Genomic DNA, 23,828 nt, shown 5'->3' on the forward strand with positions numbered 1-23,828 from the left:
GTGCTAGGCGGCTGGGGATATTTTGTCGATTCCCGGCGTTATTGTGGCATGACAATCACCCCACCGCTTCGCACCACCCTGTTGATCCTGACCGGCGCCGCGCTGCTCACCGGCTGTTCCGACGATACGCCGACGCAGGCAGAAAAGGGGGCCGCCGCGGCGGTGCCGGGTGCGCCGCCAAGTGCCACTGCGGATGCCACGACGAAAAACGCGTTGGCGTCGGCTGTCCGTGAAAACAACGGCCTTGTCGAATTTACCTACGCCTATCCGCGGGAAGCTGCCGTCATTGCCGAGCTGGCCGCTTGGCTCGACGGCGACCGCACGACAAGGCGCGACGCGCTGATCGCCGCGGCGCAGCGTGACAAGGCGGCGGCCGAGAAAGCTGGCTTTCCCTATCGCCAGCACAGCCATTTGCAGACTTGGCAAATCGTGTCGAACACGCCGCGTTTCCTGAGCATGTCGGCGGAAATCCAGACCTACACCGGCGGCGCGCACGGGATGACCAGCTTTGCGACCCTGCTGTGGGATCGCAACCGGGCCAAGCGGCTCCAGCCGCTCGACCTGTTCACCAGCGGCGAGGCTTTTGACGCGGCGATCCGCGACCGCTTTTGCGCTGGGATCAAGCGCGCCAAGGCGGCGAAGGGCATATTTCGCGAAGAATCGCCGGACAGCCCGTTCGGCAAATGCCCGCCCGCATCGGCGCAGACGGTGTGGATCGGGTCGTCCGACGGGCGCTATCTCGACCGCATGACCATCGCCATCGCGCCTTATGAGATCGGTCCGTTCGCCGAGGGCAGTTACAAGATCAACGTCCCGGTGACAGGGGCGCTCGTTGACGCCGTCAAGGCCGAATACGCGCAGAGCTTCTTGCCTATCAACTGACGCCGTTCTCTCGAGGCGTCAGCCGTCGTTACTTTCTATTCGGCAGCTTCGAGTTCAGCTGGTGCGGCTTCCGCCGCGCGGGCATTGCTGAACGTCAGCACCCCGTCGGCGATCGCGCCGGTCCGCATGTCGATCCGGTCCTGGACATAATTCTGGCTGAGCCGCCAGGGCAGCGCGACCGTGCTCTTGGGCATGATGTGCAGCGAACGCTGAATATAGCCCGACGAGAAATCGAAGACATTTTCCTCCTCCAGGCTCGACGGATCGGCGAGCGCCGGGGTGGCGACGGTCGTTCCCGTGTCGCGCATATGATTGAGCACGCGGCAGACATATTCGGATACGATGTCGGCGCGCAGCGTCCAACTGGCGTTGAGATAACCGAACACCGCCGAGAAATTCGGGACGTTCGAGAACATGCACGCCTTGTAATAGAAATGATCGTGCCAGTTGATGAGCGCGCCATCGACGCGGACCGGAATCTTTCCGGCCACCGCCAGGTTCAGCCCGGTCGCGGTGACGATGATGTCGGCGTCCAGATGCTGGCCCGATTTCAGCTGGATGCCAGTCGCATCGAATTTTTCGATATGGTCGGTCACCACCGATGCCTTGCCGGCCTTCATCGCCTCGAAGAAATCGGCGTCGGGGACCAGGCACAGCCGCTGATCCCACGGGTCATAGGGCGGGGTGAACGCCTTGGCGTCATAGCGGTCGCCAAGGCTCGCCTTCAGCTTGTTGGTCAGGAATTCCTTGACCTTCTCGGGCTTTTCGCGAGCGCGCCGGAAGGCGATGTCCTGCAACCGGACATTCTTGAAGCGCGTGATCTTGTACGCCAATTGCTCGGGCAGGAATTTGCGGAGGAAATTCGCAAATCCATCCTTGGCTGGGCGGATGAAATACCAGGTCGGGGTGCGCTGGAGCATCGTGACATGCGCCGCCTCGTTCATCGACGGGACGATCGTCACCGCCGTCGCCCCCGATCCGATCACGACGACCTTCTTGTCTTTATAATCCAGATCCTTGGGCCAGAATTGCGGATGGATGATCTGGCCCTGGAAATTTTCGCGTCCCACAAATTGGGCATCGAAGGGCGCGTCATAGTCATAATAGCCCGCGCCGAGGTAAAGCCAGCGCGCGGTGGTGGTCGACGTGGCGCCCTTGCTGTCCTCTATCGTCACCGTCCAGCGCGCCGCAGCGCTGTCCCAATCGGCGCCGACAACCTTGCTGTCGAGGCGGATGCGCTCGCGGATACGGCGTTCATCGACGATTCGGTTCAGATATTCCAGGATCGACGGGCCGTCGGCGATCGATTTTTCATGCTTCCACGGTTCAAAGACGAAGCCCAGCGTGTGCATGTCGCTGTCCGACCGGATACCGGGATAACGGAACAGATCCCAGGTGCCGCCCAGCTGTTCACGGCGTTCGACGAGCGCGAAGCTGCGGTCGGGGCAATTCATCTGCAAATGCACCGCCATACCGATGCCCGAAATGCCGGCCCCGACGATCAGCACATCCTGATCGACCGGTGCAGCGTTCACATTCGCGGGGCGTTCCATCGTCGTGGTGCCTGCCATCATCCTGTCTCCCGACTATGTTTGGCGGCAGCTTACGCACCACGTTGCATTTTGCAATCGAATTGACGTTTACGGAAAGCAGCAGCGGAGCGAAGCGTCCTTGTCGCTGTCACAATATTGTCATAGGGGCGTAACGTTTTTGTCACCTTGGCCCGCCGCGGCCGCGCTTTCAGGAAAGGATAGAGCTTATGCGTCAAATCGCCGTCCTTCCCTATCGCTTCAGCGGCGCTGCCCATGACGGCCCGACCGAAATCCTGCTGATCACGTCGCGCGAGACGAAACGCTGGGTGGTGCCAAAGGGCAATCCGCTGACCGGCATGACGCGCCATGCCGCCGCGGCGATCGAGGCGGAGGAAGAAGCGGGCGTCACCGGAGCGGTGTGTCCGACCCCGATCGGCAGCTATGAATATCGCAAGCGCCGCACCAATGGTGCGGCGATCATGTATAACGTCGAAGTGTTCCCGCTCGCCGTGACCAACGAGCTCGCCGAGTGGAAGGAAATGGACGAGCGCGAGCGCAAATGGTTCTCGTTCCGCGATGCCGCGTCTGCGGTCGACGAGCCCGATTTGCAGGCGTTGATCCGCTCGTTCGGCGATGGTGGCTTTCGCGCCGTCGCCGCGCCGCGCAGCGCCGTCCAGAATGTAGCCGAGAAAGCAGGGGTAAGCCGGATGTTCGCATGGTTTCAGCGATTGCTGCCGCGACAGGGGAATTTCTTTGAATTGTTCGAAAGCCATGCCGCAACGCTGGTTGCCGGGGCGAACGCGCTGTCGCGGATGTTGCAGGGCGGCCAGGGAATGGCCGACCATGTCCAGGAAATTATCGAGCGCGAACATGATGCCGATGCGATCACGCGCGAAGTTCTCCAGACCGTCCGCCGCACCTTTCTGACCCCGTTCGACCGCAGCGCGATCACCGACCTCATCGCCTCGATGGACGATGCGATCGACGAGATGCAAAAGACCGCGGGCGCTGTCGACCTGTACGACGTCACTGAATTCGAACCCGAGATGCGCGACATAGGCGGCATCATCGTCGACGCGGCGCGGCTGACCGCCGAGGCGCTGCCGCTGCTGCGCAACATCGGGGCCAATGCGGTGCGCCTCCACGAGCTGACCGAGCGACTGGTGCGGATGGAAGGTCACGCCGACGAGATCCACGCGGCCGGGCTCAAGCGCCTGTTCCGTGAGCATGGCGAGGCGAACCCGACGCAATTCCTGATCGCACGCGAACTCTTCCGCCATCTCGAGCGCGTCACCGACAGTTTCGAGGATGTCGCGAACGAGATCGACGGCCTGGTCATCGACCACGCATAAGCGCGAGATAATTATGTCCTCGCCAGAAAATTCGTTCGCATCGAGCGAAGTCGAGATGCCCCTCGGAGCCGCGCAAGGCCGAAGGGTGTCTCGACTTCGCTCGACACCAACGGGGCTATAGGGTCGGAGCGAACTATCCATGCACGAACTCGCTTTCCCGCTCCTCGTCGGCCTGGTCATTCTGGCGCTGGCGTTCGATTTCCTGAACGGGCTGCACGATGCCGCAAACAGCATCGCGACCGTCGTTGCAACCCGGCTGCTGCGCCCCGTACAGGCGGTGATCTTTGCCGCCTTCTTCAACTTCGCCGCATATTTCCTGTCGATCATCTTTCCCGAACTGCACAAGGTTGCGGAGACAATCGGCAAGGGGATCATCGACAAGGATCTGGTGACCCCGGCCGTCGTGTTCGGCGCGCTGGTCGGGGCGATGTTCTGGAATGTCGTCACCTGGCTGAAAGGTATCCCGTCGTCGTCGAGCCATGCGCTGGTCGGCGGCATCGTCGGCGCGGGCGTCGCGCATGCGGGGTTCGAGGGGATCGAGTGGACGGGCCTCAACAAGACGGTGATTGCGATCTTCCTGTCGCCGATGCTCGGCATGTTGCTGGCGATGCTGGTGATGCTGATCAGCAGTTGGGCGCTGCGCCGCGCGACCGCCAATTTCGCCGAAAAGACCTTTCGCCACCTTCATCTGTTTTCGTCGGCAGCCTATTCGATCAGCCACGGGCTGAACGACGCGCAAAAGACGATGGGGATCATCGCGGTGCTGCTCTATTCGACCGGCTATCTGCAGGGCGAGTTTCACGTCCCGCACTGGGTGGCGTTCAGTTGCTATGTCGCGATCGCGTTGGGCACGCTATCGGGCGGGTGGAAGATCATCGAGACGATGGGCGGCCGGATTACCAAGCTGTCGCATCACCAGGGCTTTGCCGCATCGACCGGCGGGTCGATCATGGTGTTCACCGCCAGCTTGCTCGGCATCCCGGTATCGACGACGCACACGATCACTGGCAGCATTATCGGCGCCGGTGTCGCGCGCCGCGCCAGCGCCGTGCGCTGGGGCGTGGCGAGCAATGTCGTCGCGGCCTGGTTCATCACCATCCCGGCGAGCGCGATCGTCGCGGCGGCGTTCTATGGCATCACACGTTTGTTTTGAGGATCGGGTGCCGAAAGATTTGAACCGTTCGTCCTGAGGAGGGACTGAGCGAAGTCGAAGGCCCGTCTCGAAGGATCCAGCGCAGCGCCAGATCCTTCGAGACGCCATTTCGACAAGCTCAATGGCTCCTCAGGACCAACGGTTGTTTCCCATGGGCACCCTCAGCTCATTTTACCGGGCGGTAATCGACTTGCGCGCCGCCGACCAGCCGCACCGGTAGATATAGGCCGTTGCCATAGGCCTTGATCGTCCCGATTTCGAATTGATCGACCTGGGTGCGAATTACAAAGGCGCCTTCGCGCCGCTGATCGACCGCGCGCTTGATCTTGCCCTGCAACTCGCCAAGGTCGCGGGCAAAATTCTGGGTCAGCGCATCGGCGATCAGCGGGGCAAAGCCCGGGCTCTGGCCAAGCGTGATCAGCAGGTCGCCGCCCACCCCGTCGGTGTCGCCATTGATCGACAAATTGGTGAAATGCACCTCGGCCGATCCGGGCTTGTTGACGGGAACCGCGGTCATCCAGATGCGGCCGTGGGTTGGCTCGCCGCTGCGGTCGGCCAGTCGCATGGCGACATCGACCCCCAAGGCGATGCGTCCGTCGGGCGCGCCATAGATCGTCGATTTGCCGAATTTGACCGTCATCGGCCCTACCTTGGGTAGCACAAACGGCCGCGCCGACCGCTTGAGCAGCGCGCGATCGACCACGGGCTGAAGCTGGGCATAGTCGGCAAGCACCGGCACCCGCACGTCGAGGTGCGGCGTGGGCGCTTCGCGGACCATCTTCGGCAGCGGCGTTGGCGTCGGATCGGTGGGCCGCCGCGAAACAAAGGTCTCGGTGATCGCTTCGAGACCGAGGTTCAGCCGCATCTGCTGCCCCTCCATCCGGTATCCGCCATAAAGGATGCGCTGCGGGGTGACGCGCATCCACACCGGCGGATTTTCGCGGTTGAGTTCGAGCGCCGTGAAACTCTGCCGCCACACCTCGGAGGCCTGCTGGCGGATGTCGATGCGGGCGATCTCGCGGTTCACCTCGCGCTCGACGTCGCGCACGACGGGTTTCAACTTGGCATCGGCCTCGTCAGTGAAGGTGATGCGCTTGCCCAGAAAGTCGATCCCCGGCGCCTTGGTCCAGCCATAGCTGATCCGCGCCGTGCCGCGGGTGCGCCAGTCGGGGGTGATGTCGATCCTGACCCGCGCATGCGCCATCGCCGCGCCAGTCGCGGTCTCGCCCTTCAGCACCCCGCCGACGTCGCGCGCCGCGATCGTGGCGCTCAGCGGCACATCGACGATAATCTCGTCGCCCACGCCGCGCAGCCGCAGCGGCCCGCGTGTGACGCGCCCGACGATGGTGCAGGGGATCGGCGGCGTGACCTTCACCTTCTTGCCGAACACCTTGACCCGCTGCGGCTGCACGCACGCGCGTTCGCGCCGGTTGATCGTCCACAAGGTCTTGGGCACCGCGCGTTCGAGCGCCTGTTTGAGCGCGGTCGTGTCGGCATTGATCGGCACCGCGATCAGCGATGTTTGCGTGGGCGAGGGCGCCTTGTCGGTCGCGCGCGGCGGCGGATCGACGGCGACCTGTCGGTCGCAGGCGGTGAGTGCGGTCGTCAGCAGGATGGTGGCGGCTGCCAAGTGGATTAGACGCATGTGGTGCCCCTGATGCGGTGTTTTCTGCTTATAGCATCGGTCGCGTTAAGCCGTTCCTTGCCGAAAAGGGGCCGCCGAAAAATGGCGGAAAACTGGGCAACTTCACTCGAGAATCGATTTTCTCGCGCCCGCTATCGCGGGCGGCAACGCATCTTAACGCGACAAAGGAGACGGATGTGCCGTCCGCAATTGTCGCCTTTGTCGCTTTAAGCGCAGACACGCATCGCTGGCGTATCGGACATGCCACGCTGGATGCGGGACGATGCAACAAAGTGAAAAACCGCGACATTGATGGAGGCTAACGCAGCGGAATTTTGTAGGAAAGCGTCTTTTTTGAGGCCTGAGTTAGTCGAACATATCCGTTTGCTGATCCGCTGACGGCGGAAGAACTCCTTTCACCCTTTTTACAACGAAAGTAGGCGGGTGTGCTTTGTCGCGAGGTTGGGTGATCTCCATGGTCACGTCTAACCAAGCACCAGGAACGGCCTCAGGCTCACCTCCGGTTTGGAAGCGAGACAACCAATGTTCATCTTCGATCTTCATCTGGCGGGTGCGACCTGTCCACCAAAGGCCCCACTGTGCCGCGCCCTTAAACTGAGCAGTAACAATCTCGACCTGACCATCCACAGTGGAAATGAAATTCTCTGCTTCTGCTTCTTCGCTAGGTAGTGGCTGAGCCATTGATCGAATGTTTTGCGCCTCGTCTCGATCAATCTGTACGAGCGCCTCATCGCCTTGGATGATGCTGAAATCCTCGTAGTCCGGATTCCCGAGAGGCTCCAGGACGGTTTTTACGTGCTGTAGGACTTTTGGGTCTTGAGCAAGGACAGCTGTCTGATTTGAAACGGTAATACTATTTCCGTCACCGTTTATATTGATAACGGTCGTGCCAGTCGCATCATCGGCTGTGAAGGTGACGGCGGGCGATGCACCCTCAGCGGGCTTCTGCCCATAGATTTTCTTATAGAGCCAAAATAGCCCCCCTAAGGGAGGGCCAGCCAAGCCGATCATCTCTGCAATTTGTCGTGCGGTTGCGACATTGTCCTTGCCTACAAAAAGCGCAGCGTGATCCATCCAAGATTGGACTAAGCTCAGATCTAGCTGAAAACACTTTTGCTCGGTGTCAGCGTTTACCAGAATGCGGATCGACGCTTTGTCACCATTAAATTTGTGGTTTGCTATCTTGGCGATCTCGGCAAGGGCCAAAAGGGCGGGCGCCAAATCTTGAACGTCCATCTCATGTGAAGCGAGCGCTGGTCCATCATATCGGATCGTCGTGGTGACGTGCTTGCTCATGTTTCCCCCATAGCCTCGTTGGGCCTAACGCATCCTGAACCGCGGTTTCATTTCTGCCAAGGGGACGAACATCCAATTTCGATTGTTTAACGATGCCCGTCATTCAACCAATATGTCGAAAAGCCTATTCGCGGATCACCCCGAACAAATCATGCTCATCGGCATCCTCGATTGCGACATCTACGATATCGCCCGATTTCAGCGTCCCCGCGACGTCGCGCAGATAGACATGGCCGTCGATCTCGGGCGCGTCGGCTTGTGACCGGCCCGTTGCGCCGATGCTGCCGTCTTCGTCGGCTTCGCCGACTTCGTCGATGATTACTGGCATTGTGCGGCCGATCTTGGCCTCCAGCTTCGCGGCGCTGATCGCGGCGGTTTTTTCCATGATCCGCTGGTAGCGCTCTTCCTTGAGTTCTTCGGGAACCTGATCGTCGAGCGCATTCGCTTGCGCCCCCGCGACGGGTTCGAAGCGGAAGGCGCCGACGCGGTCGAGCTGGGCTTCGTCGAGCCAGTCGAGAAGATATTGGAAATCCGCCTCGGTCTCGCCGGGGAAGCCGACGACGAAGCTGGAGCGGATTGCGATGTCGGGGGCGATGGCGCGCCAGTTCTTGAGTCGTTCGAGCACCTTGGCCTCGTTCGCGGGGCGCTTCATGCGCTTGAGGACGCTCGGGCTGGCGTGCTGGAACGGGATGTCGAGATAGGGGGTGAGCAGCCCCTCGGCCATCAGCGGGATCACCGCATCGACATGCGGGTAGGGATAGACATAGTGGAGGCGCACCCACGGGGCGCGGCCTTCGCTGGTCTGAAGCTGGCCGAGTTCACGGGCGAGGTCGGTCATATGGGCGCGGACTTCGCGGCCCTTCCAGTCGCGCGGGTCGTGACGGGTATCGACGCCATAGGCCGAGGTGTCCTGGCTGATCACCAGCAGTTCCTTGGTCCCCGCGGCGACGAGCTTTTCCGCCTCGCGCAGCACCGCGTCGATGCGGCGGCTGACGAGTTTGCCGCGCAGGTCGGGGATGATGCAGAAAGAGCAGCTATGGTTGCAGCCTTCGCTGATTTTCAGATAGCTATAGTGGCGCGGGGTCAGCTTCAGCCCGCCTTCGGGGACGAGATCGACAAACGGCCCCTGCGTCGGCGGCGCGGCGTCGTGAACGGCGTCGACAACCTGTTCGTACTGATGCGCGCCGGTGACCGCGAGGACGTTGGGGAAGCGGGCGCGGATGACGTCGGCCTCATTGCCCATGCAGCCGGTGACGATGACGCGACCATTTTCGGCCATCGCTTCGCCGATCGCCTCAAGGCTCTCTTCCTTCGCCGAATCGAGGAAGCCGCAGGTGTTCACGAGCACGACGTCGGCACCCGCATAATCGGGCGACAGGCCATAGCCGTCGGCGCGCAGCTTGGTGAGAATCCGTTCGCTGTCGACCAATGCCTTGGGGCAGCCGAGCGAAACCATGCCGACCTTCGGCTGGGTGGGGAGGGTTTTGACTGTCATGATTGCGGGCGCGCATAGGGGATTTTTTGGGGTTTGTCACGAGGTGCGTCGCACGTCATTGCGAGGAGCGAAGCGACGCGGCAATCCCCAGCCATCGTCGCGCCTTGCCGATGGCGGGAGATTGCCGCGTCACCTTCGGCTCCTCGCAATGACGACGCGTTATTTCCCCGCCAGCGTATCCGCGACAATCCGCCACACCTTCGGATTGATCCCAAGCCCCAGATGCGTGCTGTCGACTTTGATGTTCCGCGCCTGATCGTTGTAGATGTCCACCGCAATATCCGGCCCGACGATGCCGTCGCGGTCGGAGTAGATGACAGTCAGCGGCTGTGTCAGCCCTTTCAGGTTGCGCGCGTGGATCTCGCGTTCGATCGCGTCGAAATCACGCCCCGCAAAACGCTGCGCCAGCGCGGTATATTTGGGGCCGCCGATGATCGGAGTGCCCATGGTAATAACTTCGCGCACAAGCTTGGGATAGGCGCGCGCGGTTTCGCGGGCGATGACGCCGCCGAGGCTCCAGCCGATCAGGGTGAGCGGGGCGCCGTCGGCCTTCACCCATTCGGCGGCTTGGGCGGAAAAACGCTCGACATCGGCGGCGACGCGGCCCTGGTTGCGGCCCATGCCCCAGTCGCGGACCTGATAGCCAAGGTGGCGCAGATACGCCTCCAGCGGCCGCATCGACAATTCGCTGGCGCCATAGCCGGGGAGCAGTGCGACGGCGCGTCCGTCGCCGCGCGGGGCGCCGATCAGGTGATAGCCCGACAGGCCATAGCGCAGCAGGTCGAGCGGCAGCGCGAGTTCGCCGAGCTGCGCCAGCCGACTGGGCGGTTTCAATCCGGTCGGCAGCGGAACGTCGCGGGGCATCGCCTTCTCCCTGTCATCGGTCTACAGCTTGGCCGATCGGCGCAGCATTGCAAGCGGATAGGGTGACGAATGATGATCGGGGTATTGGCGGCAATGTCGGCGGCGATCGCGGTCGCGGCGGGGGCGTTTGGCGCCCATGGCGCGGCGGGGCAGCAGGAGGCCGAATGGCTGCGGACCGGTGGGCTCTACCAGCTGATCCACGCGGTGGCGGCGCTGACGATCATGGGTGTCGCGCGCGGACCCGCGATCCTGTTGCTGATCGGCGCGGCGGTGTTTGCCTTCACCCTCTATGCGATGGCGCTCGGTGCGCCGCGCTGGCTGGGCGCGGTGACGCCGATCGGTGGCGGTTTACTGATTATCGGCTGGCTGTGGGCGGGCTGGCTTTACTGGCGGGGCTAGTCGTTAAATAGGGACAGTCCCTATTTAATTAGCCGCCGGGAACATTTGCTTCGCATTCTTCGCAGCGGATGACCTCGACGATCAGGTCGCCGGGGGACAGGCTTTGCGCTTCTGGCTCCCAAAAGCCGAAGGGCTTGCCGCCGCGATAGATGCGCAGGCCGCGGCCCTCGCTGGCCAGTTGATCGATGCTGCGCCCGACTTCCTCCGCCGCGACCGGCCGTTCGCGCAGCTGGACGCGCCCGCCGATGCTGGCGAGGTCGGCCATATAGTCGGCGACATGCGCGCCCTGCGCCGATCCGGCGAGGAGCAGGCCGGTGAAACTGACCGGGTTGATGACGTTGTTGGCGCCCGCCTGGCGCGCCAGCGGTTCGTTGTCGTGGGCGCGGATGACGACGCTGATCGGCACTTTGGGCGACAGGTGGCGGACGGTCAGCACCATCAGGATCGAGCTGTCGTCGCGACCCGCCGATACCAGCACCGATTGCGCGCGCGCGATATGGACGTCGATCAGCGTGTCGTCGTTTGATGCGTCGCCCTGCAGCACGTTGCAACCCATCGCCTCGGCCTCTTCGATGCGCGATGCCGACTGGTCGATGACGACGATGCAGGTCGGATCGGTGCCGCGCGCGATCAGTTCACGCACTGCCTCGGCGCCGCTGACGCCGAAGCCGAGAACGACGATATGGTCGGTGAGCTTTGCCTGGATGCGGGCCATACGCCATTTTTCCCATGTGCGTTTGAGGACGAAATTATAAGCGGTGCCGACGAAGATAAACAGCACCGCGATGCGGATCGGCGTGACGATCACCGCCTCGATCAACCGCGAACGGTCGGACACCGGGGCGATGTCGCCGAACCCCGTCGTCGTGACCGAAATCATCGTGAAATAGACGACATCGAGGAAGCTGATGTGGCCGTCGTGGCTGTCCTTCAGCCCCGCGCGGTCGATCCAATGGACCAGCACGACGATGCCGATCAGGGCGAAGGCGAGGCCGAGCCGCGCGATGACGTCGGCCCAGATCGGCCATTTGCTCGCGCGTTTGAGCGGCTGGAACCGGTGTTGCAGCTTCAGTCTGGACGTCTTGCGATCGCTCATCGGGGCGGCAATTGCTTCATCGGGTCGACGGGTATGCGATTTTTGCGCAGCTGGAAATGGAGTTGCGACGTCTGGACCTGTCCAGTTGCTCCGGCGCGGCCGATGACGTCGCCGATCCGCACCGCCTGACCGCGCTGGACATCGATGCGGGCCGCATGGCCGTAGGCGCTGACCCAGCCGCCGCCATGGTTGATCAGGATCAGCCCGCCATAGACGCCGATCTGGTCACCGGCATAGGCGACGACGCCATCAGCGGTAGCGCGGATCGGGGTGCCGGCGGCGGCGGCGATGTTGATCCCGTCACTGACCTTGCCGGGCGCGAGCGGGCCAAAGCGCGCGAGGATGGGGCCATTGAGCGGCCACTCAAAGCGGCCAGTGAAGCGCGCGGGTCCGGCGAGAGCGGTGGTCACCGGCTGGCGCGGTGCGGCGCTGGCCAGGGTCGGGCGCGCGGCTTCGGCCAGCGCGGGCTGGCTGCCAGTGGCGATGTCGTCAATGTCGAGGGTGAAGGCGGCGGCGCGGGCGCCGACATTCACCGGCCCGGGTGGGATAGCGCGGGCGTCGGAGGGCAGGCGCAGCCGCTGGCCGACGCGCAGGATATAGGGTTCGGCGAGCGCGTTGATCGTGATGATCTCGCCCCATTCGGCGCCATAGGCGCGGGCGATGCCGATCCCCGTCTCGCCGGTGCCGACGCGGTGATAGAGCCCGGCTGGGATGCGGAGTTGCTGCCCGGCGCGCAGGGAGAAGGGCGGAGTGAGGTCGTTTTCCAGCGCGATCGCTTCGGACCCGGCGCCGCTCATTTCGCCGATCGCGCGCAGCGTGTCGCCGGGGCGGACCGTGTAGGCGCCTGCGTTGACGCGCACGGCGTTGGTGGCGACGGATTTCAGCGTCCAGGTCGGCCGTGCATCGCCGCCGACGACATCGGTGAGCGGGCGGCGCTCGAAGTCGATGCCATCCGGGGTGGCGGTCGGAGCAGGCGCGGGTGCGGCGGGCCGCGAGGGCGGAGTGGGGGCGGCCGGAATGCAACCGGCGAGCACCAGCGCGCCCAGCAAAGCCCCGATATGATGCCTGATTTCCCCCACGCGCTGCTTTTGCCAAAGGAAAAGGATGGTGGCTAGACTTCTGTCTCAAAATGACAGCGAATCGTAATTTTTCGTCATTCCCGCGAAAGCGGGAACCCAGCGCGCAACGCTGGCTCGCTGGGTTCCCGCTTTCGCGGGAATGACGAGGGTTTTGGAATCAGGCGGTTGGCCGATCAGCCGTCATAAGCCCCGCGCAATGCCGCCAGCGACGCGTCATGCGTCAGGTCGAGCTGGAGCGGGGTGACCGAGATATAGCGGTCGTCGATCGCTTCCAGGTCGCTGTCGTGCCCCGGCGAATGTTCGATGCCGTGCAGGCCGAACCAGTAATAGCGATAGCCGCGCGGGTCCGTGCCCTCGACGATCGAGCCGCGACCGTAATCGTGGAAGCCCTGCCGGGTGACGCGGATGCCGCGCACATCGGCAGCTGGGATCGCCGGGAAATTGACGTTGATCAACGTGCGCGGCGCCATGTCCATAGCGAGCAGCGGCCGCAGCACTTTCGCGCCCCATGCCTCCGCGGCTTCGAACGGCACGGTGTCGCCCATGCCTTCGCGCGCATAGACCTGGCTGAGCGCGATCGAGCGGATGCCCGCCAGCGCCCCCTCAATCGCCGCCGAGACGGTGCCCGAATAGGTGACGTCATCGCCCAGATTGGCGCCGCGGTTGACCCCTGACAGGATCAGGTCGGGCTTTTCGGGCATCAGCTTGCTGATCGCCATCATCACCGAATCGGTCGGCGTGCCGCTGCACGACCAACGCTGCGGCCCGTGGTCGCGGATCCGCACCGGGCGCGACAGGGTGAGCGAATGGCCGGCGCCCGACTGTTCCTCGGCGGGGGCGCAGACCCAGATGTCGTCGGAAAGCTGGCGCGCGATGGATTCGAGAATGGCGAGGCCGGGGGCGTGGTAGCCGTCGTCGTTGGTGAGGAGGATGCGCACAATTCTTGTCCCTTTATGATCCGTTCGTCCTGAGGAGCCATTGAGCTTGGCGAAATGGCGTCTCGAAGGACCGCGACGTCAAGATCCTTCGAGACGGGGCTTCGACAAGCTCAGCCCCTCCTCAGGACAAACGGCTATGTAAGTTGACCGGCTGGCTCCAGTCTTGTGATCCCGCCCATATACGGCAGCAGCGCATCAGGAACGGTGACACTGCCATCCGCCTGCTGGTAATTCTCCAGCACCGCGACCAGCGTGCGGCCCACAGCCAGCCCCGACCCGTTCAGCGTGTGGACGAACTCGTTGCCCTTGGCGCCGTCGCGGCGGAAGCGGGTGTTCATGCGCCGCGCCTGGAAATCGCCGCAGTTCGAACAGCTCGAAATCTCGCGATAGGCGTTCTGCCCCGGCAGCCACACCTCAAGATCATAGGTCTTGCGCGCCGCAAAGCCCATGTCGCCAGCGCACAGCAGCATCTTGCGATAGGGGAGTTCGAGGGCTTCGAGGATCGTCTCGGCGGCGCGCGTCTTGCGCTCCAGCTCGGCATCGCTGTCCTCGGGTCGGGTGATCGACACCAGCTCGACCTTCCAGAACTGATGCTGGCGGATATAGCCGCGGGTGTCGCGCCCCGCCGACCCGGCTTCGGAGCGGAAGCAGGGAGTCAGCGCGGTCATGCGGATTGGCAGATCAGTTTCGGGCAAAATCTCCTCGCGCACCGCGTTGGTCAGGCTCATTTCGGAGGTCGAGATCAGCCAGCGCCCGTCGGTGGTCTGAAACAGATCCTCCCGAAATTTCGGCAGCTGGGTCGTGCCGAACGCGGCCTCGTCACGAACCATCAGCGGCGTCGCGCATTCGGTGTAGCCCGCGTCGATCGTCTGCCGGTCGATCATGAACTGGCCCAGCGCTCGTTCGAGACGCGCCATCTGGCCTTTCAGAAACGCAAAGCGCGCGCCCGACATCTTCGCCGCGGTTTCAAAATCGAGCCCGAGTGCCGGCGCGAAGTCGGCATGTTCCTGCGGGGTGAAAGCGAACGTCCGCGGGGTGCCCCAGCGGGCAATCTCGACGTTGCCGTCTTCGTCCATGCCATCGGGAACATCGGCGGCAGGCAGGTTGGGGAGCGCAGCGAGGGTATCTTGCAGCGCGGCAAGCTGTTCGCGCTCGGCCTCTTCCTTGGCGGGCAACACGGCTTTCAGGTCGGCGACCTCGGCTTTGAGCGCGTCGGCCTTGTCCTTGTCGCCCTGTGCCATCGCCTGGCCGATCAGCTTCGACACTTCGTTGCGGCGTGCCAGCGAAGCCTGAATGTCGGTCTGCAACGCGCGCACCGACGCGTCGGCGGTCAGGATGGCGGCGGACAGGGGTTCGAGACCGCGGCGCGCGAGGCCGGCGTCGAACGCTTGGGGATTTTCCCGGATCAGGCGAATATCGTGCATGGGCGCGCTATGGCGTTGCGCGGCGAGGGGTGCAAGCCCGATCGCGGCCATGAAAAAAGGGCCGCCTCGAAAGGCGGCCCCTCAGTGTGGTGGTCCGGGTTAGCCCCCCCGACCTCCAGTGGATCGCTTACGCCGCGTCGGCGTCTTTGTCGTTGCGGTTGGCGGCGCGGCGGCGCGCGACGAGCGCGGCGGCGGCGGCGCCGAACAACAGCATCATCGGCGGCGCCGGAACCGGGGTCGGCGGATTGCCCGACGAGCTGCTGGTGCTGCCGCCCGAGCTGGACGATGAAGACGAGGACGACGACGAGCTGCTGCTCGACGACGAAGAACCGGTGCTGCCCGTGCTGGTGCTGCCGGTCGAACCCCAGCTGCTGCTGCCGCCGGTCGCGCCCGACGAGGTCGCGCCGCTCGACGTGCTGCTGCTCGACGACGAGGACGACGAACTGGACGACGAGCTGCTCGATCCACCCGAGCTGCTGCTGGAGCCGCCCGAACTGCCGCTGGACCCATTTGAGCCGCCCGAACTGCCGTGCGACGAGCTGCCCCAGCCCGAGCTGCCATGCGACGAACCGCCCTTTGACGAGCTGCCGCCGCCCGACGAGGACGAGCTGGACGAGGAGGATGACGACGACGAACTCGACGACGAGCTGCTGCTCGACGACGAGGTGCTGACGTTGCCCGATGAGGTGGAGACATTGCCCGACGACGTGGACACGTTGCCCGACGAAGTGCTGACATTGCCCGACGAGGTCGACACGCCGCCGGTCGAGGTGCTGATCCCGCCCGTCGAAGTCGAAACGCCGCCTGTTGAAGTCGAGACACCGCCGGTCGAGGTGGAGACGCCACTCGATGTGCTGACGCTGCCCGTCGAGGTCGATACGCCGCCCGTGGAGGTTGAGGTGCTGACGCCACCGGTCGAGGTCGATACGCCGCCCGAGGTGCTGCTGCTGGTCGTGCTGAGGCCGCCGGTCGTTGTCGAGGTGACGACGATGCTGCCGCTGCTGCCGCCGCCGCTGCTGCCGCCGAAGAAACCGCCAAAGAAGCCGCCGCCGAAACCGCCGCCAAAGCCGCCGCCGATCACAGTGACGCCGCCGCCGCTGCTGCCGCCTTCAAAACCGCCGCGCGGGAAGGGCGCATAGGGGATGGGAGGCAGCGGGATCGTCTGCGTCACCACTTGCTGCTGCGGGGTCGCGGTGCGGATGATGCGCTTGGTCGTGACGACGCGGCGGATCCGCTTGACCGGCTTGCGCGCCGCGTGACGCTTGCGCACCACCTTTTTGCCGACGCAGGGCGAGCAGGATTTGACCGTCTGGGCGCGCGCCTTGGGCACGTCGGTAATCTGCATCGCGCCGCTACCGATCAGCGCGCCGCCGCAGGTGCAAGCGCAGAGCTTCGCAAGGGCCATTCGGACAGACATAGGTTTCTCTTTCTTTCCCGTTGCAGGTGCGAAGCATCACCGACCGACACCCAATCTCACCTTCGCTATACCCCAAAAGGTCAAAGGTTTGCGAACGCGGCAATTGCGTTAACCGCGTTTGCCTGTCCGACAGCGGGAAAAGGACACCGAAATCAACCCCAATGGCGATTATTGTCCCAAAATAGAACGTAAATTGCAATGATTCTATGCGATTGGTTAATCTTCGGCCCTAAATCGGCACGGCTTGGGAGTGTCGCCAATCGCGATGGACGGACCTGGAATCGGAGTAACGCCGCCACCGGTTCACCCCCGCTTCACGGGCCGGTCGCTATGCGCTGCTTCGGCGCTTGTATCGTAACCAGCGGCTGGTTATAGGCGCGCCACTCCCCGCACCGCTCGGCGGCCCGCAGGGTGACAGGAAAGGACGCGAGAGCCCCTCATGCCGACCAAGATTGCCGATGTTGGCGCTGACGCGCTTCGCGCCGCGAAATCCAATCTCGATACGGATTATGTTCCTGGCGACGACGAAGAGTTCATGAACGAGCGGCAGCAGGATTATTTCCGCGGTCTGTTGCTCGCCTGGAAAAAGTCGATCCTGTCCGAATCCGAATCGACGCTGGCGCATTTGCAGGATGGACCGCTGCGCGAACCCGATCTGGCCGACCGCGCGTCGAGCGAAACCGACTGGGCGATCGAACTCCGCACCCGCGACCGCCAACGCAAGCTGATCGCCAAAATCGATTCGGCGATCCGCCGTATCGACGAGGGTGAATATGGCTATTGCGCGGTGACCGGCGAACCGATCTCGCTGGCGCGGTTGCAAGCGCGGCCGATCGCGACGATGACGCTGGAGGCGCAGGAGCGTCATGAGCGTAACGAGCGGATTTCGCGCGAAGACTGATCCGCTTTGGCACGAAACGCCGATTTACCCGCCCGCAATTTACATTTCGGCAATGGCTGCGCTTTAGATTCGCGACCCTGACACGCAACGCGGGGAACAGGTCGCAATGGAATCGCGCGGATCAATAACGACAGATGAAGAAGTGGCGGCGCTGTCGCGCGGCGCCGATCGGGACAGCCTGTTCCTGCAAGCCGGCCTGATCCTGCCGGGGCGCACCGATCCGGTGGTCGTGCGGGTGCGCAATCTGTCGCCGGGCGGGATGCTGGCCGAGGGCAAGGTGCGCGTCGAACAGGGCGCGACTATCCAGATCGATCTGAAAAATATCGGCCCGGTGCCAGGCCGTGTTGTGTGGGCGGGCGAGGGTAAGTTCGGGATCGCGTTCGATCATCAGATCGATCCGCAGGCGGTGCGCCGTCAGGTGGTATCGCAGTCCGATTTGCCGCCGCATCTGCGGCGCTCTGGCCTTGAACCGGGGCCGTTGTACCGCCGACGCTGATGCATCCGGTTTAGGGCAGCACCAGCGGGGCGGTAACGACTGGCGATCGTCAGGCGATCGCGAGCATCTCTTCCTTGAGTTTCAGCTTCTGCTTTTTCAGATGCGCCAGCGCGGCCATGTCGGGCGCCGGACGCCGTTCTTCATTCGCAATTTTCTCGTCGAGGTTCGCGTGACGCGACTTCAGGGCGGAAAGATGCGACGTGCTCATGGGCCATTCTCCTTTTCGACTCGGTTGGCAGGACCGAGTAAATCACGAATCGGGACGAATGTCGTCGCGATTCGGCCAGCCGGTCCCCGTTGCGGACCAGTGGTGAACGTGGCAGGGAGACGGTCGTGAGCCCCGACGAAATCACCCAGCGCCTGGAACTGTTACGGATCGAGCATCGCGACCTCGACGCCGCAATCATTGCGCTGGGCGTCGCGGCAATCCCGGACCAGTTGCAGCTCGCGCGGCTGAAGAAACGCAAGTTGCGCCTGCGCGACGAAATTGCGTGGTGCGAGGATCAACTGGTGCCCGACATTATCGCGTGAATCAAAACGGGACGGTCGCGCCCCGCAATTTCATGGTTACCGCCATTGCATTGCGGCGCAGGCATGGCATCCCTTGGCCTATGGTCGCCCAGCATCCCGACATGATGGCAATCGCAGCGCCGGTGCAGCGGGCGCAGATCGAAAATCTCTATGTCGAGGCGATGGTGCTCGTCGACGAGGCGCACGCCGTCTTTGCCGCGCAGCGCGACTTGGGCGATCTGCGCCGCGACGGGTTGATGCAGATCAGTCTGGCCTGCGAATCGCTCAAAACCACGACGCGGCTGATGCATGTCATTGCCTGGCTGCTCCACCGCCGCGCGATGATCGCTGGCGATCCCGGCGCAGGACCGCACGACAGCGCGGCGCGGATCGGCGCGCCGGTTTTGGCCGATTGGGATATTTGCGCGGGGTTCGAAGCACCGGTGCGGCGGATCATCGCGGCAAGCGAGCGGCTGTTCGAACGGATCGCGCAGATCGAGGAGGGGTGGAACACGCCGGTGGCGGTGACCCCGGTGCAACGGTTGCTGGCGCAGCTGGAGGCGCGGCTTTAGTATAGCGCGATGTCGGCTGTCGGGTGGAAAGCTATCATTCCCGACCCTCGTCATTCCCGCGAAAGCGGGAACCCAGGGTGGGATCAGCCGACGCACGCCCTGGGTTCCCGCTTTCGCGGGAATGACGAAGCGAAAAAACGCCGAACGTCGTCTATCGGTCGATCCCGCCCTTTACCCCAGCCACTCCACCCACGCGCCATGGGCATGGGCATGCGCCAGCTTCGCCGGCGCGCCGCCGCCGGGCCAGTACCGCACCACCAGTTCGTGATGATGCACGGTGCGGTTCGCCTCAAGCGCGATCCACGCCAGCGGGCGCTCCGCGGTTGCGCGGGCGCCCGCGGCTTCCATCACTGCAACGATCCGCGCCTGCTGGTCGGCGGGAACATATTGCCAGACGATCGAGTGCATCAGCACCCGCGTCGTCCCCTCGGCCTGCGGGCGCGCCAGCTCGGCCTCGACGAAATCGGCGGCGTTGGCGTGGACCAGCTGCGGCGGCGCTTCGGTCGCCGCGGCGATCGCCGCCGCCATGCGCTGGAAACGGATATGATGTTCGGGCCAGATATAGGCTTTCAGTCGCAGCGCCTGCGCCGGATCGGTCAGCTCGACCGGCGCGACGTCGCAGCCTTTCAGACCTGCAAATTCGATCGCGTGCTGGGGCGGATGGTTGCCGCGCCAGTCGGGGGTGAACGCCATGACACCGGGCTGCGGGCCGACATGGACGCCGCCAAGGTCGTAACGATAACGATCGATCATCAGGTTGATCCCGGCGCTCGACCCGATCTCAAGGCAGTCGAAGCGCGGCGAGAGTCCACGGTCGGCGAGCCACAGCATCGCCGCGATGAAATTCGACGAGCGCCCCGCCTCGTTGGTCTGCGGCGGGCCGTCGAGCCACGGCAGCAGCGCCGCCTCATGCCGCGCCACCACCCCGGCGACGATCGCGGTGTCGTTGATGTCGTCGGCATCAGCGTAAATCGGCGCCAACTCGTGCGCGCTTCCCGCCAGATGCAGCGCGTGGATGCCGCCCGCGGCGCGCAGTGGCAGCGCGTCGGCGAGGGGGGCGCCTTTCCAGTCGGCTATACGGCGGGCAAAGCCGCTGGCGGGCTTGTCGAGCAAGGCGTCGAGCGCGGCCACGACGCGCGCCGTCACCGGAGCGCCGTTCGCCCGGCAATAGGTGACCTGATTGGCAAAGGCGGTTCGCACCGCCGCGGGTCCGGTTTCGGCCATATCGATCGGCTGATAGCGCTCGCTCATTGCCCTTTGTCCTGTCACCACCTATGTGCGCGACGCTTATGCCCGAACCGATCATCTTTGCCATCCCCAAGGGACGCATCCTCGACGAGGCTCTGCCGTTGCTGGCGCGCGTCGGGATCGAGCCCGCGGCCGATTTCTTCGACAAGAGCAGCCGAGCGCTGGTGTTCGCGACGAACCAGCCGCATATTTCGCTGATCCGCGTCCGCGCCTTCGACGTCGCGACCTTTGTTGCGCATGGTGCGGCGCTGCTCGGCATCGTCGGGTCGGACGTCGTCGACGAGTTCGACTACAGCGAGCTTTATGCGCCGGTCGATCTGGGCATCGGTCATTGCCGTCTGTCGCTTGCGGGACCGGAGGGCAGCGCGCCCCCGGGAATGGGTGAAAGCCACATCCGCGTTGCGACCAAATATCCGGCGACGACCCGCCGCTGGTTTGCGGCGCAGGGCATCCAGGCCGAATGCATCAAGCTGAACGGGGCGATGGAGATTGCTCCGAAACTGGGGCTTGCGTCGCACATCGTCGACCTGGTTTCGACCGGGCGGACGCTGGTCGAGAACGCGCTCGCCGAGCAAGTGATCATCAGCGACGTATCGGCGCGGCTGATCGTCAATCGCGCCGCGTTCAAGCTGCGCTCGGCCGAGGTGCCCGCCCTTGTTGAACGCTTCCGTCAGGCGGTCGGCGATGCGGCGGCTTGACGCCTCCACGCCCGGCTTTGCGGCCGCGTTCGACGCGCTGGTCAACGATCGGCGCGAGAGCGATTCGGATGTTTCGGCGGACGTCGCGGCGATCATCGCGCGGGTGAAAGGTGAGGGCGATGCGGCGCTCGCAGACTATACCGCCAAGTTTGACAAGTTCGATCTCAACACGAGCGGCTGGAGCATCTCCAAGGATGAATGCGCCGCGGCCTACGAAGCGCTGGCGCCCGACCTCCGCGATGCGCTCAACCTCGCTGCCGACCGCATCCGCGCCTATCACGCCGCGCAATTGCCCGAGGACCGCGACTATCGCGACGGCACCGGCGCCCGGCTGGGCGCGCGCTGGAATGCGGTCGATGCCGCGGGCGTCTATGTTCCCGGCGGCCGCGCCGCCTATCCGTCGTCGGTGCTGATGAACATCCTGCCCGCCAAAGTCGCGGGGGTTGGTCGTATCGTGATGATGACCCCGACCCCGGGCGGCGAAATCAACCCGGTCGTGATGGCCGCGGCGCATATTGGCGGGGTCGATGAAATCTGGCGCATCGGCGGGGCGCAGGCGGTGGCGGCGCTGGCCTATGGTACCGAGAAAATCGCACCGGTCGATGTCGTCACAGGTCCCGGCAACGCGTGGGTCGCCGAAGCGAAGCGGCAGGTGTATGGCGTCGTCGGCATCGACATGGTTGCAGGGCCGAGCGAGATCGTCGTGGTCGCGGATGGAAAAAACGACGCGCGCATCATCGCCGCCGACCTCTTGAGCCAAGCCGAACATGATCCAACCAGCCAGTCGATTCTGTTCACCGATGACGGTGATTTTGCCGACGCGGTTGCGGCGGCGGTCGATGCAGTCATCCCGACGCTGAGCACAGCCGCAACGATGCGCGATAGCTGGGATGCCAATGGTGCCATTGTCATCGTTGCGACGCTGGCCAACGCAATCCCGCTTTGCGACCGGCTCGCGCCCGAACATCTCGAACTCGCGGTCGATACTGAAGAAGCCGACGCACTATTTGCCAAAGTGCGCCATGCCGGTTCGGTCTTTCTTGGTCGCCAGACCCCCGAGGCGATCGGCGATTATGTCGCCGGTCCCAATCACGTGCTGCCAACCGGTCGCCGCGCGCGTTTTTCCAGCGGGCTGTCAGTCAGCGATTTCATGAAGCGCACCAGTTTTCTGGCGCTCGATGACGCCAGCCTTGCTGCGATCGGCCCCGCCGCGGTCGCGCTGGCCGGGGCCGAAGGGCTGCCGGCTCATGCGCTTTCGGTCAGCCAGCGTCTCAGATAAGAAAAGAACCATGAACAAACGCGCCCAATCCCGCTCCGCCGCCCGTCTCGCCGCCGTCCAGGCGCTCTATCAGCACGAGATGGAGGCGACCCCGCTCGCCAAGCTGATCCATGAATTTCACCAGCACCGCATCGGCGCGACGATCGAGGACGCTGAATATGCCGAAGCCGACGTCGCTTTCTTTGACGACATCGTCAAAGGCACGCTGGCGCGCGCCGACGAGATTGACGCGGCGATTGTGGCGCGGCTGGCCAGCGGCTGGTCGATGGACCGGCTTGACCGCACGATGAAAGCGATCCTGCGCGCCGGTGCTTATGAATTGATCGCGCGCGGCGACGTGCCGGTCGGCGCGGTGGTCAGTGAATATGTCGATGTGGCGAAGGCATTTTTCGACGCGCGGGAGGCGGGGTTCGCCAATGGGCTGCTCGACGCAATCGGCAAGGATGTGCGGGCCGCCAACTGACGCTTCCCAAAAGCCGTTCGTCCAGAGCTTGTCGAAGGACCGTCCTTTTTCTGTTAGGAGGTAAAAGGAAGAGCGGCCCCCTTCGACGAAGCTCAGGACGGGCTTCGACAAGCTCAGGGCGAACGGAGAAGGGTTGGCGTTGTCCGAAAACGATTTCATCGCTCGCCTGCGCGCCATTGCCACCGACCCTGCCGCCCGTGGCCTGGCCGATGATGCCGCCGAGTGGGAAGGGCTGGTCCTCACCCACGACATGATCGTCGAGGGTATCCACTTCCTGCCCGACGACACACCGCAGGATGTGGCGTGGAAACTGGTTGCGGTGAACTTGTCGGATCTGGCCGCCAAGGGCGCGGCGCCGGTCGGCGTGCTCGTTGGGTACAGCCTGGGCGACGACGCCTGGGACGCCGCCTTTGTCGATGGGCTTGATGTAGCGCTGCGCCGCTTTGGCGTCATTCTGCTCGGCGGCGATACCGTGCGAGTGCCCGCCGGGGCGCCGCGCAGTTTCGCGCTGACCGCGATCGGCCGGGCGCCGCCGGGCGGAGCGCCGGCGCGGAGTGGGGCACGGCCGGGCGACCAATTGTGGGTCACCGGATCGATCGGCAACGCCGGACTGGGGCTGGCGATGCGGCTGGGGCAGGTTGACCCCAACGAGACCTGCCTGGCCGCCTACAGCCGCCCGCAGCCGCTTTTGACGTGCGGGCAGGCGTTGGTGCCGCACGTCCATGCGATGATGGACGTGTCGGATGGGCTGCTGATCGACGCGCAGCGGATGGCGGACGCCAGCGGGTGTCAGTTCGTCGTGATGCTGGAGGCAGTGCCGCTGTCGGCGGCGCTGCTTGCGGTGCGGCCCGATGTGATCGACACCCGCCTCGCCGCGGCGACCGCGGGCGACGATTACCAGCTGTTATTTGCCGCCGATCCCGGCGCGGCAGGCGCGATCCGCGAGATTGCGGCGGGACTCAATATCGCGGCGACGCCGATCGGCCATGCCGGGGTAGGCGAGGGAATATTGCTGACCCATCGCGCCCAGCGCATCGCGCTGCCCGAGCGTCTCGGTTTCACACACTGACGCGAAAGCGTTACAAAAGT

25 protein-coding genes are annotated in these 23,828 nt (G+C 64.1%); 14 read left to right on the forward strand and 11 right to left on the reverse strand.

Annotated features, from left to right (window positions below; all coding sequences use genetic code 11):
• Positions 1-48 precede the first annotated feature (48 nt).
• Positions 49-882: a PdaC/SigV domain-containing protein gene (locus J2X44_RS07415; protein ID WP_310088883.1), complete on the forward strand. Its 834-nt coding sequence runs from the start codon at positions 49-51 to the stop codon at positions 880-882.
• Between the two features lie 35 nt (positions 883-917).
• Here J2X44_RS07415 and J2X44_RS07420 read toward each other — a convergent pair whose 3' ends face one another.
• A complete protein-coding gene (locus tag J2X44_RS07420) occupies positions 918-2,456 on the reverse strand; it encodes a flavin-containing monooxygenase (protein WP_405053346.1) in 1,539 nt (512 codons plus the stop codon).
• A gap of 185 nt (positions 2,457-2,641) precedes the next feature.
• Here J2X44_RS07420 and J2X44_RS07425 point away from each other — a divergent pair, with 185 nt between their 5' ends.
• Positions 2,642-3,766 carry a DUF47 family protein gene (locus J2X44_RS07425; protein ID WP_310088884.1) on the forward strand — a complete coding sequence of 375 codons (1,125 nt, stop codon included), beginning with the start codon at positions 2,642-2,644 and terminating at the stop codon, positions 3,764-3,766.
• Positions 3,767-3,905: 139 nt separating this feature from the next.
• Complete coding sequence (locus J2X44_RS07430; RefSeq protein ID WP_310088885.1) at positions 3,906-4,919, forward strand: anion permease; 1,014 nt, start codon at positions 3,906-3,908, stop codon at positions 4,917-4,919.
• 166 nt (positions 4,920-5,085) lie between these two features.
• Here the strand turns inward: J2X44_RS07430 and J2X44_RS07435 are convergent, their stop codons facing one another.
• Positions 5,086-6,564, reverse strand: a complete 1,479-nt coding sequence (locus J2X44_RS07435) for a DUF4403 family protein (protein WP_310088886.1) — start codon at positions 6,562-6,564, stop codon at positions 5,086-5,088.
• 17 nt (positions 6,565-6,581) lie between these two features.
• Between J2X44_RS07435 and J2X44_RS07440 the strand changes: the two genes are divergently transcribed.
• Positions 6,582-6,866, forward strand: a complete 285-nt coding sequence (locus J2X44_RS07440; protein WP_310088887.1) for a hypothetical protein — start codon at positions 6,582-6,584, stop codon at positions 6,864-6,866.
• Between the two features lie 43 nt (positions 6,867-6,909).
• Here the strand turns inward: J2X44_RS07440 and J2X44_RS07445 are convergent, their stop codons facing one another.
• The 3 genes from J2X44_RS07445 to J2X44_RS07455 form a co-directional block, all read right to left on the reverse strand.
• On the reverse strand, positions 6,910-7,860 hold the full coding sequence (locus J2X44_RS07445) for a hypothetical protein (RefSeq protein WP_310088888.1): 951 nt from the start codon (positions 7,858-7,860) through the stop codon (positions 6,910-6,912).
• Positions 7,861-7,984: 124 nt separating this feature from the next.
• Positions 7,985-9,355, reverse strand: a complete 1,371-nt coding sequence (gene rimO / locus J2X44_RS07450) for a 30S ribosomal protein S12 methylthiotransferase RimO (RefSeq protein WP_310088889.1) — start codon at positions 9,353-9,355, stop codon at positions 7,985-7,987.
• 159 nt (positions 9,356-9,514) lie between these two features.
• On the reverse strand, positions 9,515-10,219 hold the full coding sequence (locus tag J2X44_RS07455) for an alpha/beta hydrolase (RefSeq protein WP_310088890.1): 705 nt from the start codon (positions 10,217-10,219) through the stop codon (positions 9,515-9,517).
• Between the two features lie 72 nt (positions 10,220-10,291).
• On the opposite strand from J2X44_RS07455, the gene J2X44_RS07460 reads away from it, so the two are divergent.
• On the forward strand, positions 10,292-10,618 hold the full coding sequence (locus J2X44_RS07460) for a DUF423 domain-containing protein (RefSeq protein ID WP_310088891.1): 327 nt from the start codon (positions 10,292-10,294) through the stop codon (positions 10,616-10,618).
• Between the two features lie 28 nt (positions 10,619-10,646).
• Here the strand turns inward: J2X44_RS07460 and J2X44_RS07465 are convergent, their stop codons facing one another.
• From J2X44_RS07465 to serS, 4 genes are all read right to left on the reverse strand, one after another.
• Positions 10,647-11,714 carry a potassium channel family protein gene (locus J2X44_RS07465; protein ID WP_310088892.1) on the reverse strand — a complete coding sequence of 356 codons (1,068 nt, stop codon included), beginning with the start codon at positions 11,712-11,714 and terminating at the stop codon, positions 10,647-10,649.
• Positions 11,711-12,793 carry a M23 family metallopeptidase gene (locus tag J2X44_RS07470; RefSeq protein WP_310088893.1) on the reverse strand — a complete coding sequence of 361 codons (1,083 nt, stop codon included), beginning with the start codon at positions 12,791-12,793 and terminating at the stop codon, positions 11,711-11,713. Before J2X44_RS07470 ends, J2X44_RS07465 begins: the two co-directional genes overlap by 4 nt.
• Positions 12,794-12,966: 173 nt before the next feature.
• A complete protein-coding gene (gene surE, locus J2X44_RS07475) occupies positions 12,967-13,731 on the reverse strand; it encodes a 5'/3'-nucleotidase SurE (RefSeq protein ID WP_310088894.1) in 765 nt (254 codons plus the stop codon).
• A gap of 134 nt (positions 13,732-13,865) precedes the next feature.
• Positions 13,866-15,155, reverse strand: coding sequence for a serine--tRNA ligase (gene serS / locus J2X44_RS07480; protein WP_310088895.1), 1,290 nt, complete (start codon positions 15,153-15,155; stop codon positions 13,866-13,868).
• A gap of 89 nt (positions 15,156-15,244) precedes the next feature.
• Here serS and J2X44_RS07485 point away from each other — a divergent pair, with 89 nt between their 5' ends.
• The 3 genes from J2X44_RS07485 to J2X44_RS07495 all read left to right on the forward strand — a co-directional run bounded on the left by J2X44_RS07485 (position 15,245) and on the right by J2X44_RS07495 (position 17,969).
• Positions 15,245-16,294: a hypothetical protein gene (locus J2X44_RS07485; protein ID WP_310249233.1), complete on the forward strand. Its 1,050-nt coding sequence runs from the start codon at positions 15,245-15,247 to the stop codon at positions 16,292-16,294.
• Between the two features lie 717 nt (positions 16,295-17,011).
• Positions 17,012-17,473: an RNA polymerase-binding protein DksA gene (gene dksA, locus J2X44_RS07490; protein WP_310088897.1), complete on the forward strand. Its 462-nt coding sequence runs from the start codon at positions 17,012-17,014 to the stop codon at positions 17,471-17,473.
• 106 nt (positions 17,474-17,579) lie between these two features.
• Complete coding sequence (locus tag J2X44_RS07495) at positions 17,580-17,969, forward strand: PilZ domain-containing protein (RefSeq protein ID WP_310249236.1); 390 nt, start codon at positions 17,580-17,582, stop codon at positions 17,967-17,969.
• Between the two features lie 49 nt (positions 17,970-18,018).
• Here the strand turns inward: J2X44_RS07495 and J2X44_RS07500 are convergent, their stop codons facing one another.
• Entirely contained in the window at positions 18,019-18,177 is a 159-nt protein-coding gene (locus J2X44_RS07500) for a DUF465 domain-containing protein (RefSeq protein WP_310088899.1), read from the reverse strand.
• Positions 18,178-18,302: 125 nt separating this feature from the next.
• Between J2X44_RS07500 and J2X44_RS07505 the strand changes: the two genes are divergently transcribed.
• Both J2X44_RS07505 and J2X44_RS07510 read left to right on the forward strand, forming a co-directional pair.
• Positions 18,303-18,500, forward strand: coding sequence for a DUF465 domain-containing protein (locus tag J2X44_RS07505; protein WP_310088900.1), 198 nt, complete (start codon positions 18,303-18,305; stop codon positions 18,498-18,500).
• A gap of 80 nt (positions 18,501-18,580) precedes the next feature.
• Complete coding sequence (locus J2X44_RS07510; protein WP_310088901.1) at positions 18,581-19,051, forward strand: DUF1465 family protein; 471 nt, start codon at positions 18,581-18,583, stop codon at positions 19,049-19,051.
• Positions 19,052-19,222: 171 nt separating this feature from the next.
• Here the strand turns inward: J2X44_RS07510 and J2X44_RS07515 are convergent, their stop codons facing one another.
• Positions 19,223-20,302: a DUF2332 domain-containing protein gene (locus J2X44_RS07515; protein ID WP_310088902.1), complete on the reverse strand. Its 1,080-nt coding sequence runs from the start codon at positions 20,300-20,302 to the stop codon at positions 19,223-19,225.
• Positions 20,303-20,340: 38 nt separating this feature from the next.
• Here J2X44_RS07515 and hisG point away from each other — a divergent pair, with 38 nt between their 5' ends.
• The 4 genes from hisG (at position 20,341) to thiL (ending at position 23,808) form a co-directional block, all read left to right on the forward strand.
• Positions 20,341-20,997, forward strand: coding sequence for an ATP phosphoribosyltransferase (gene hisG, locus J2X44_RS07520; protein WP_310088903.1), 657 nt, complete (start codon positions 20,341-20,343; stop codon positions 20,995-20,997).
• Positions 20,984-22,276 (forward strand): histidinol dehydrogenase, encoded by a 1,293-nt coding sequence (hisD, locus tag J2X44_RS07525; RefSeq protein ID WP_310088904.1) that lies wholly within the window; start codon positions 20,984-20,986, stop codon positions 22,274-22,276. The genes hisG and hisD overlap by 14 nt, the downstream gene beginning before the upstream one ends.
• A 10-nt stretch (positions 22,277-22,286) precedes the next feature.
• Positions 22,287-22,739, forward strand: coding sequence for a transcription antitermination factor NusB (gene nusB / locus J2X44_RS07530; protein ID WP_310088905.1), 453 nt, complete (start codon positions 22,287-22,289; stop codon positions 22,737-22,739).
• Between the two features lie 139 nt (positions 22,740-22,878).
• Positions 22,879-23,808 (forward strand): thiamine-phosphate kinase, encoded by a 930-nt coding sequence (gene thiL, locus J2X44_RS07535; RefSeq protein WP_310088906.1) that lies wholly within the window; start codon positions 22,879-22,881, stop codon positions 23,806-23,808.
• Positions 23,809-23,828 lie beyond the last annotated feature (20 nt).

This window comes from Sphingopyxis sp. BE259, from assembly GCF_031457495.1.
Lineage (GTDB): Bacteria > Pseudomonadota > Alphaproteobacteria > Sphingomonadales > Sphingomonadaceae > Sphingopyxis.

Coding starts and splice junctions, on each gene's coding strand:
- J2X44_RS07460 (WP_310088891.1), top strand. CDS start 10,292: ATGATCGGGGTATTGGCGGCAATGTCGGCGGCGATCGCGGTCGCGGCG.
- dksA (WP_310088897.1), top strand. CDS start 17,012: ATGCCGACCAAGATTGCCGATGTTGGCGCTGACGCGCTTCGCGCCGCG.
- J2X44_RS07425 (WP_310088884.1), top strand. CDS start 2,642: ATGCGTCAAATCGCCGTCCTTCCCTATCGCTTCAGCGGCGCTGCCCAT.
- J2X44_RS07465 (WP_310088892.1), bottom strand. CDS start 11,714: ATGAGCGATCGCAAGACGTCCAGACTGAAGCTGCAACACCGGTTCCAG.
- J2X44_RS07500 (WP_310088899.1), bottom strand. CDS start 18,177: ATGAGCACGTCGCATCTTTCCGCCCTGAAGTCGCGTCACGCGAACCTC.
- J2X44_RS07415 (WP_310088883.1), top strand. CDS start 49: ATGACAATCACCCCACCGCTTCGCACCACCCTGTTGATCCTGACCGGC.
- J2X44_RS07420 (WP_405053346.1), bottom strand. CDS start 2,456: ATGATGGCAGGCACCACGACGATGGAACGCCCCGCGAATGTGAACGCT.
- rimO (WP_310088889.1), bottom strand. CDS start 9,355: ATGACAGTCAAAACCCTCCCCACCCAGCCGAAGGTCGGCATGGTTTCG.
- J2X44_RS07445 (WP_310088888.1), bottom strand. CDS start 7,860: ATGAGCAAGCACGTCACCACGACGATCCGATATGATGGACCAGCGCTC.
- J2X44_RS07435 (WP_310088886.1), bottom strand. CDS start 6,564: ATGCGTCTAATCCACTTGGCAGCCGCCACCATCCTGCTGACGACCGCA.
- hisD (WP_310088904.1), top strand. CDS start 20,984: ATGCGGCGGCTTGACGCCTCCACGCCCGGCTTTGCGGCCGCGTTCGAC.
- J2X44_RS07430 (WP_310088885.1), top strand. CDS start 3,906: ATGCACGAACTCGCTTTCCCGCTCCTCGTCGGCCTGGTCATTCTGGCG.
- J2X44_RS07455 (WP_310088890.1), bottom strand. CDS start 10,219: ATGCCCCGCGACGTTCCGCTGCCGACCGGATTGAAACCGCCCAGTCGG.
- serS (WP_310088895.1), bottom strand. CDS start 15,155: ATGCACGATATTCGCCTGATCCGGGAAAATCCCCAAGCGTTCGACGCC.
- nusB (WP_310088905.1), top strand. CDS start 22,287: ATGAACAAACGCGCCCAATCCCGCTCCGCCGCCCGTCTCGCCGCCGTC.
- J2X44_RS07515 (WP_310088902.1), bottom strand. CDS start 20,302: ATGAGCGAGCGCTATCAGCCGATCGATATGGCCGAAACCGGACCCGCG.
- hisG (WP_310088903.1), top strand. CDS start 20,341: ATGCCCGAACCGATCATCTTTGCCATCCCCAAGGGACGCATCCTCGAC.
- J2X44_RS07495 (WP_310249236.1), top strand. CDS start 17,580: ATGGAATCGCGCGGATCAATAACGACAGATGAAGAAGTGGCGGCGCTG.
- J2X44_RS07510 (WP_310088901.1), top strand. CDS start 18,581: ATGGTCGCCCAGCATCCCGACATGATGGCAATCGCAGCGCCGGTGCAG.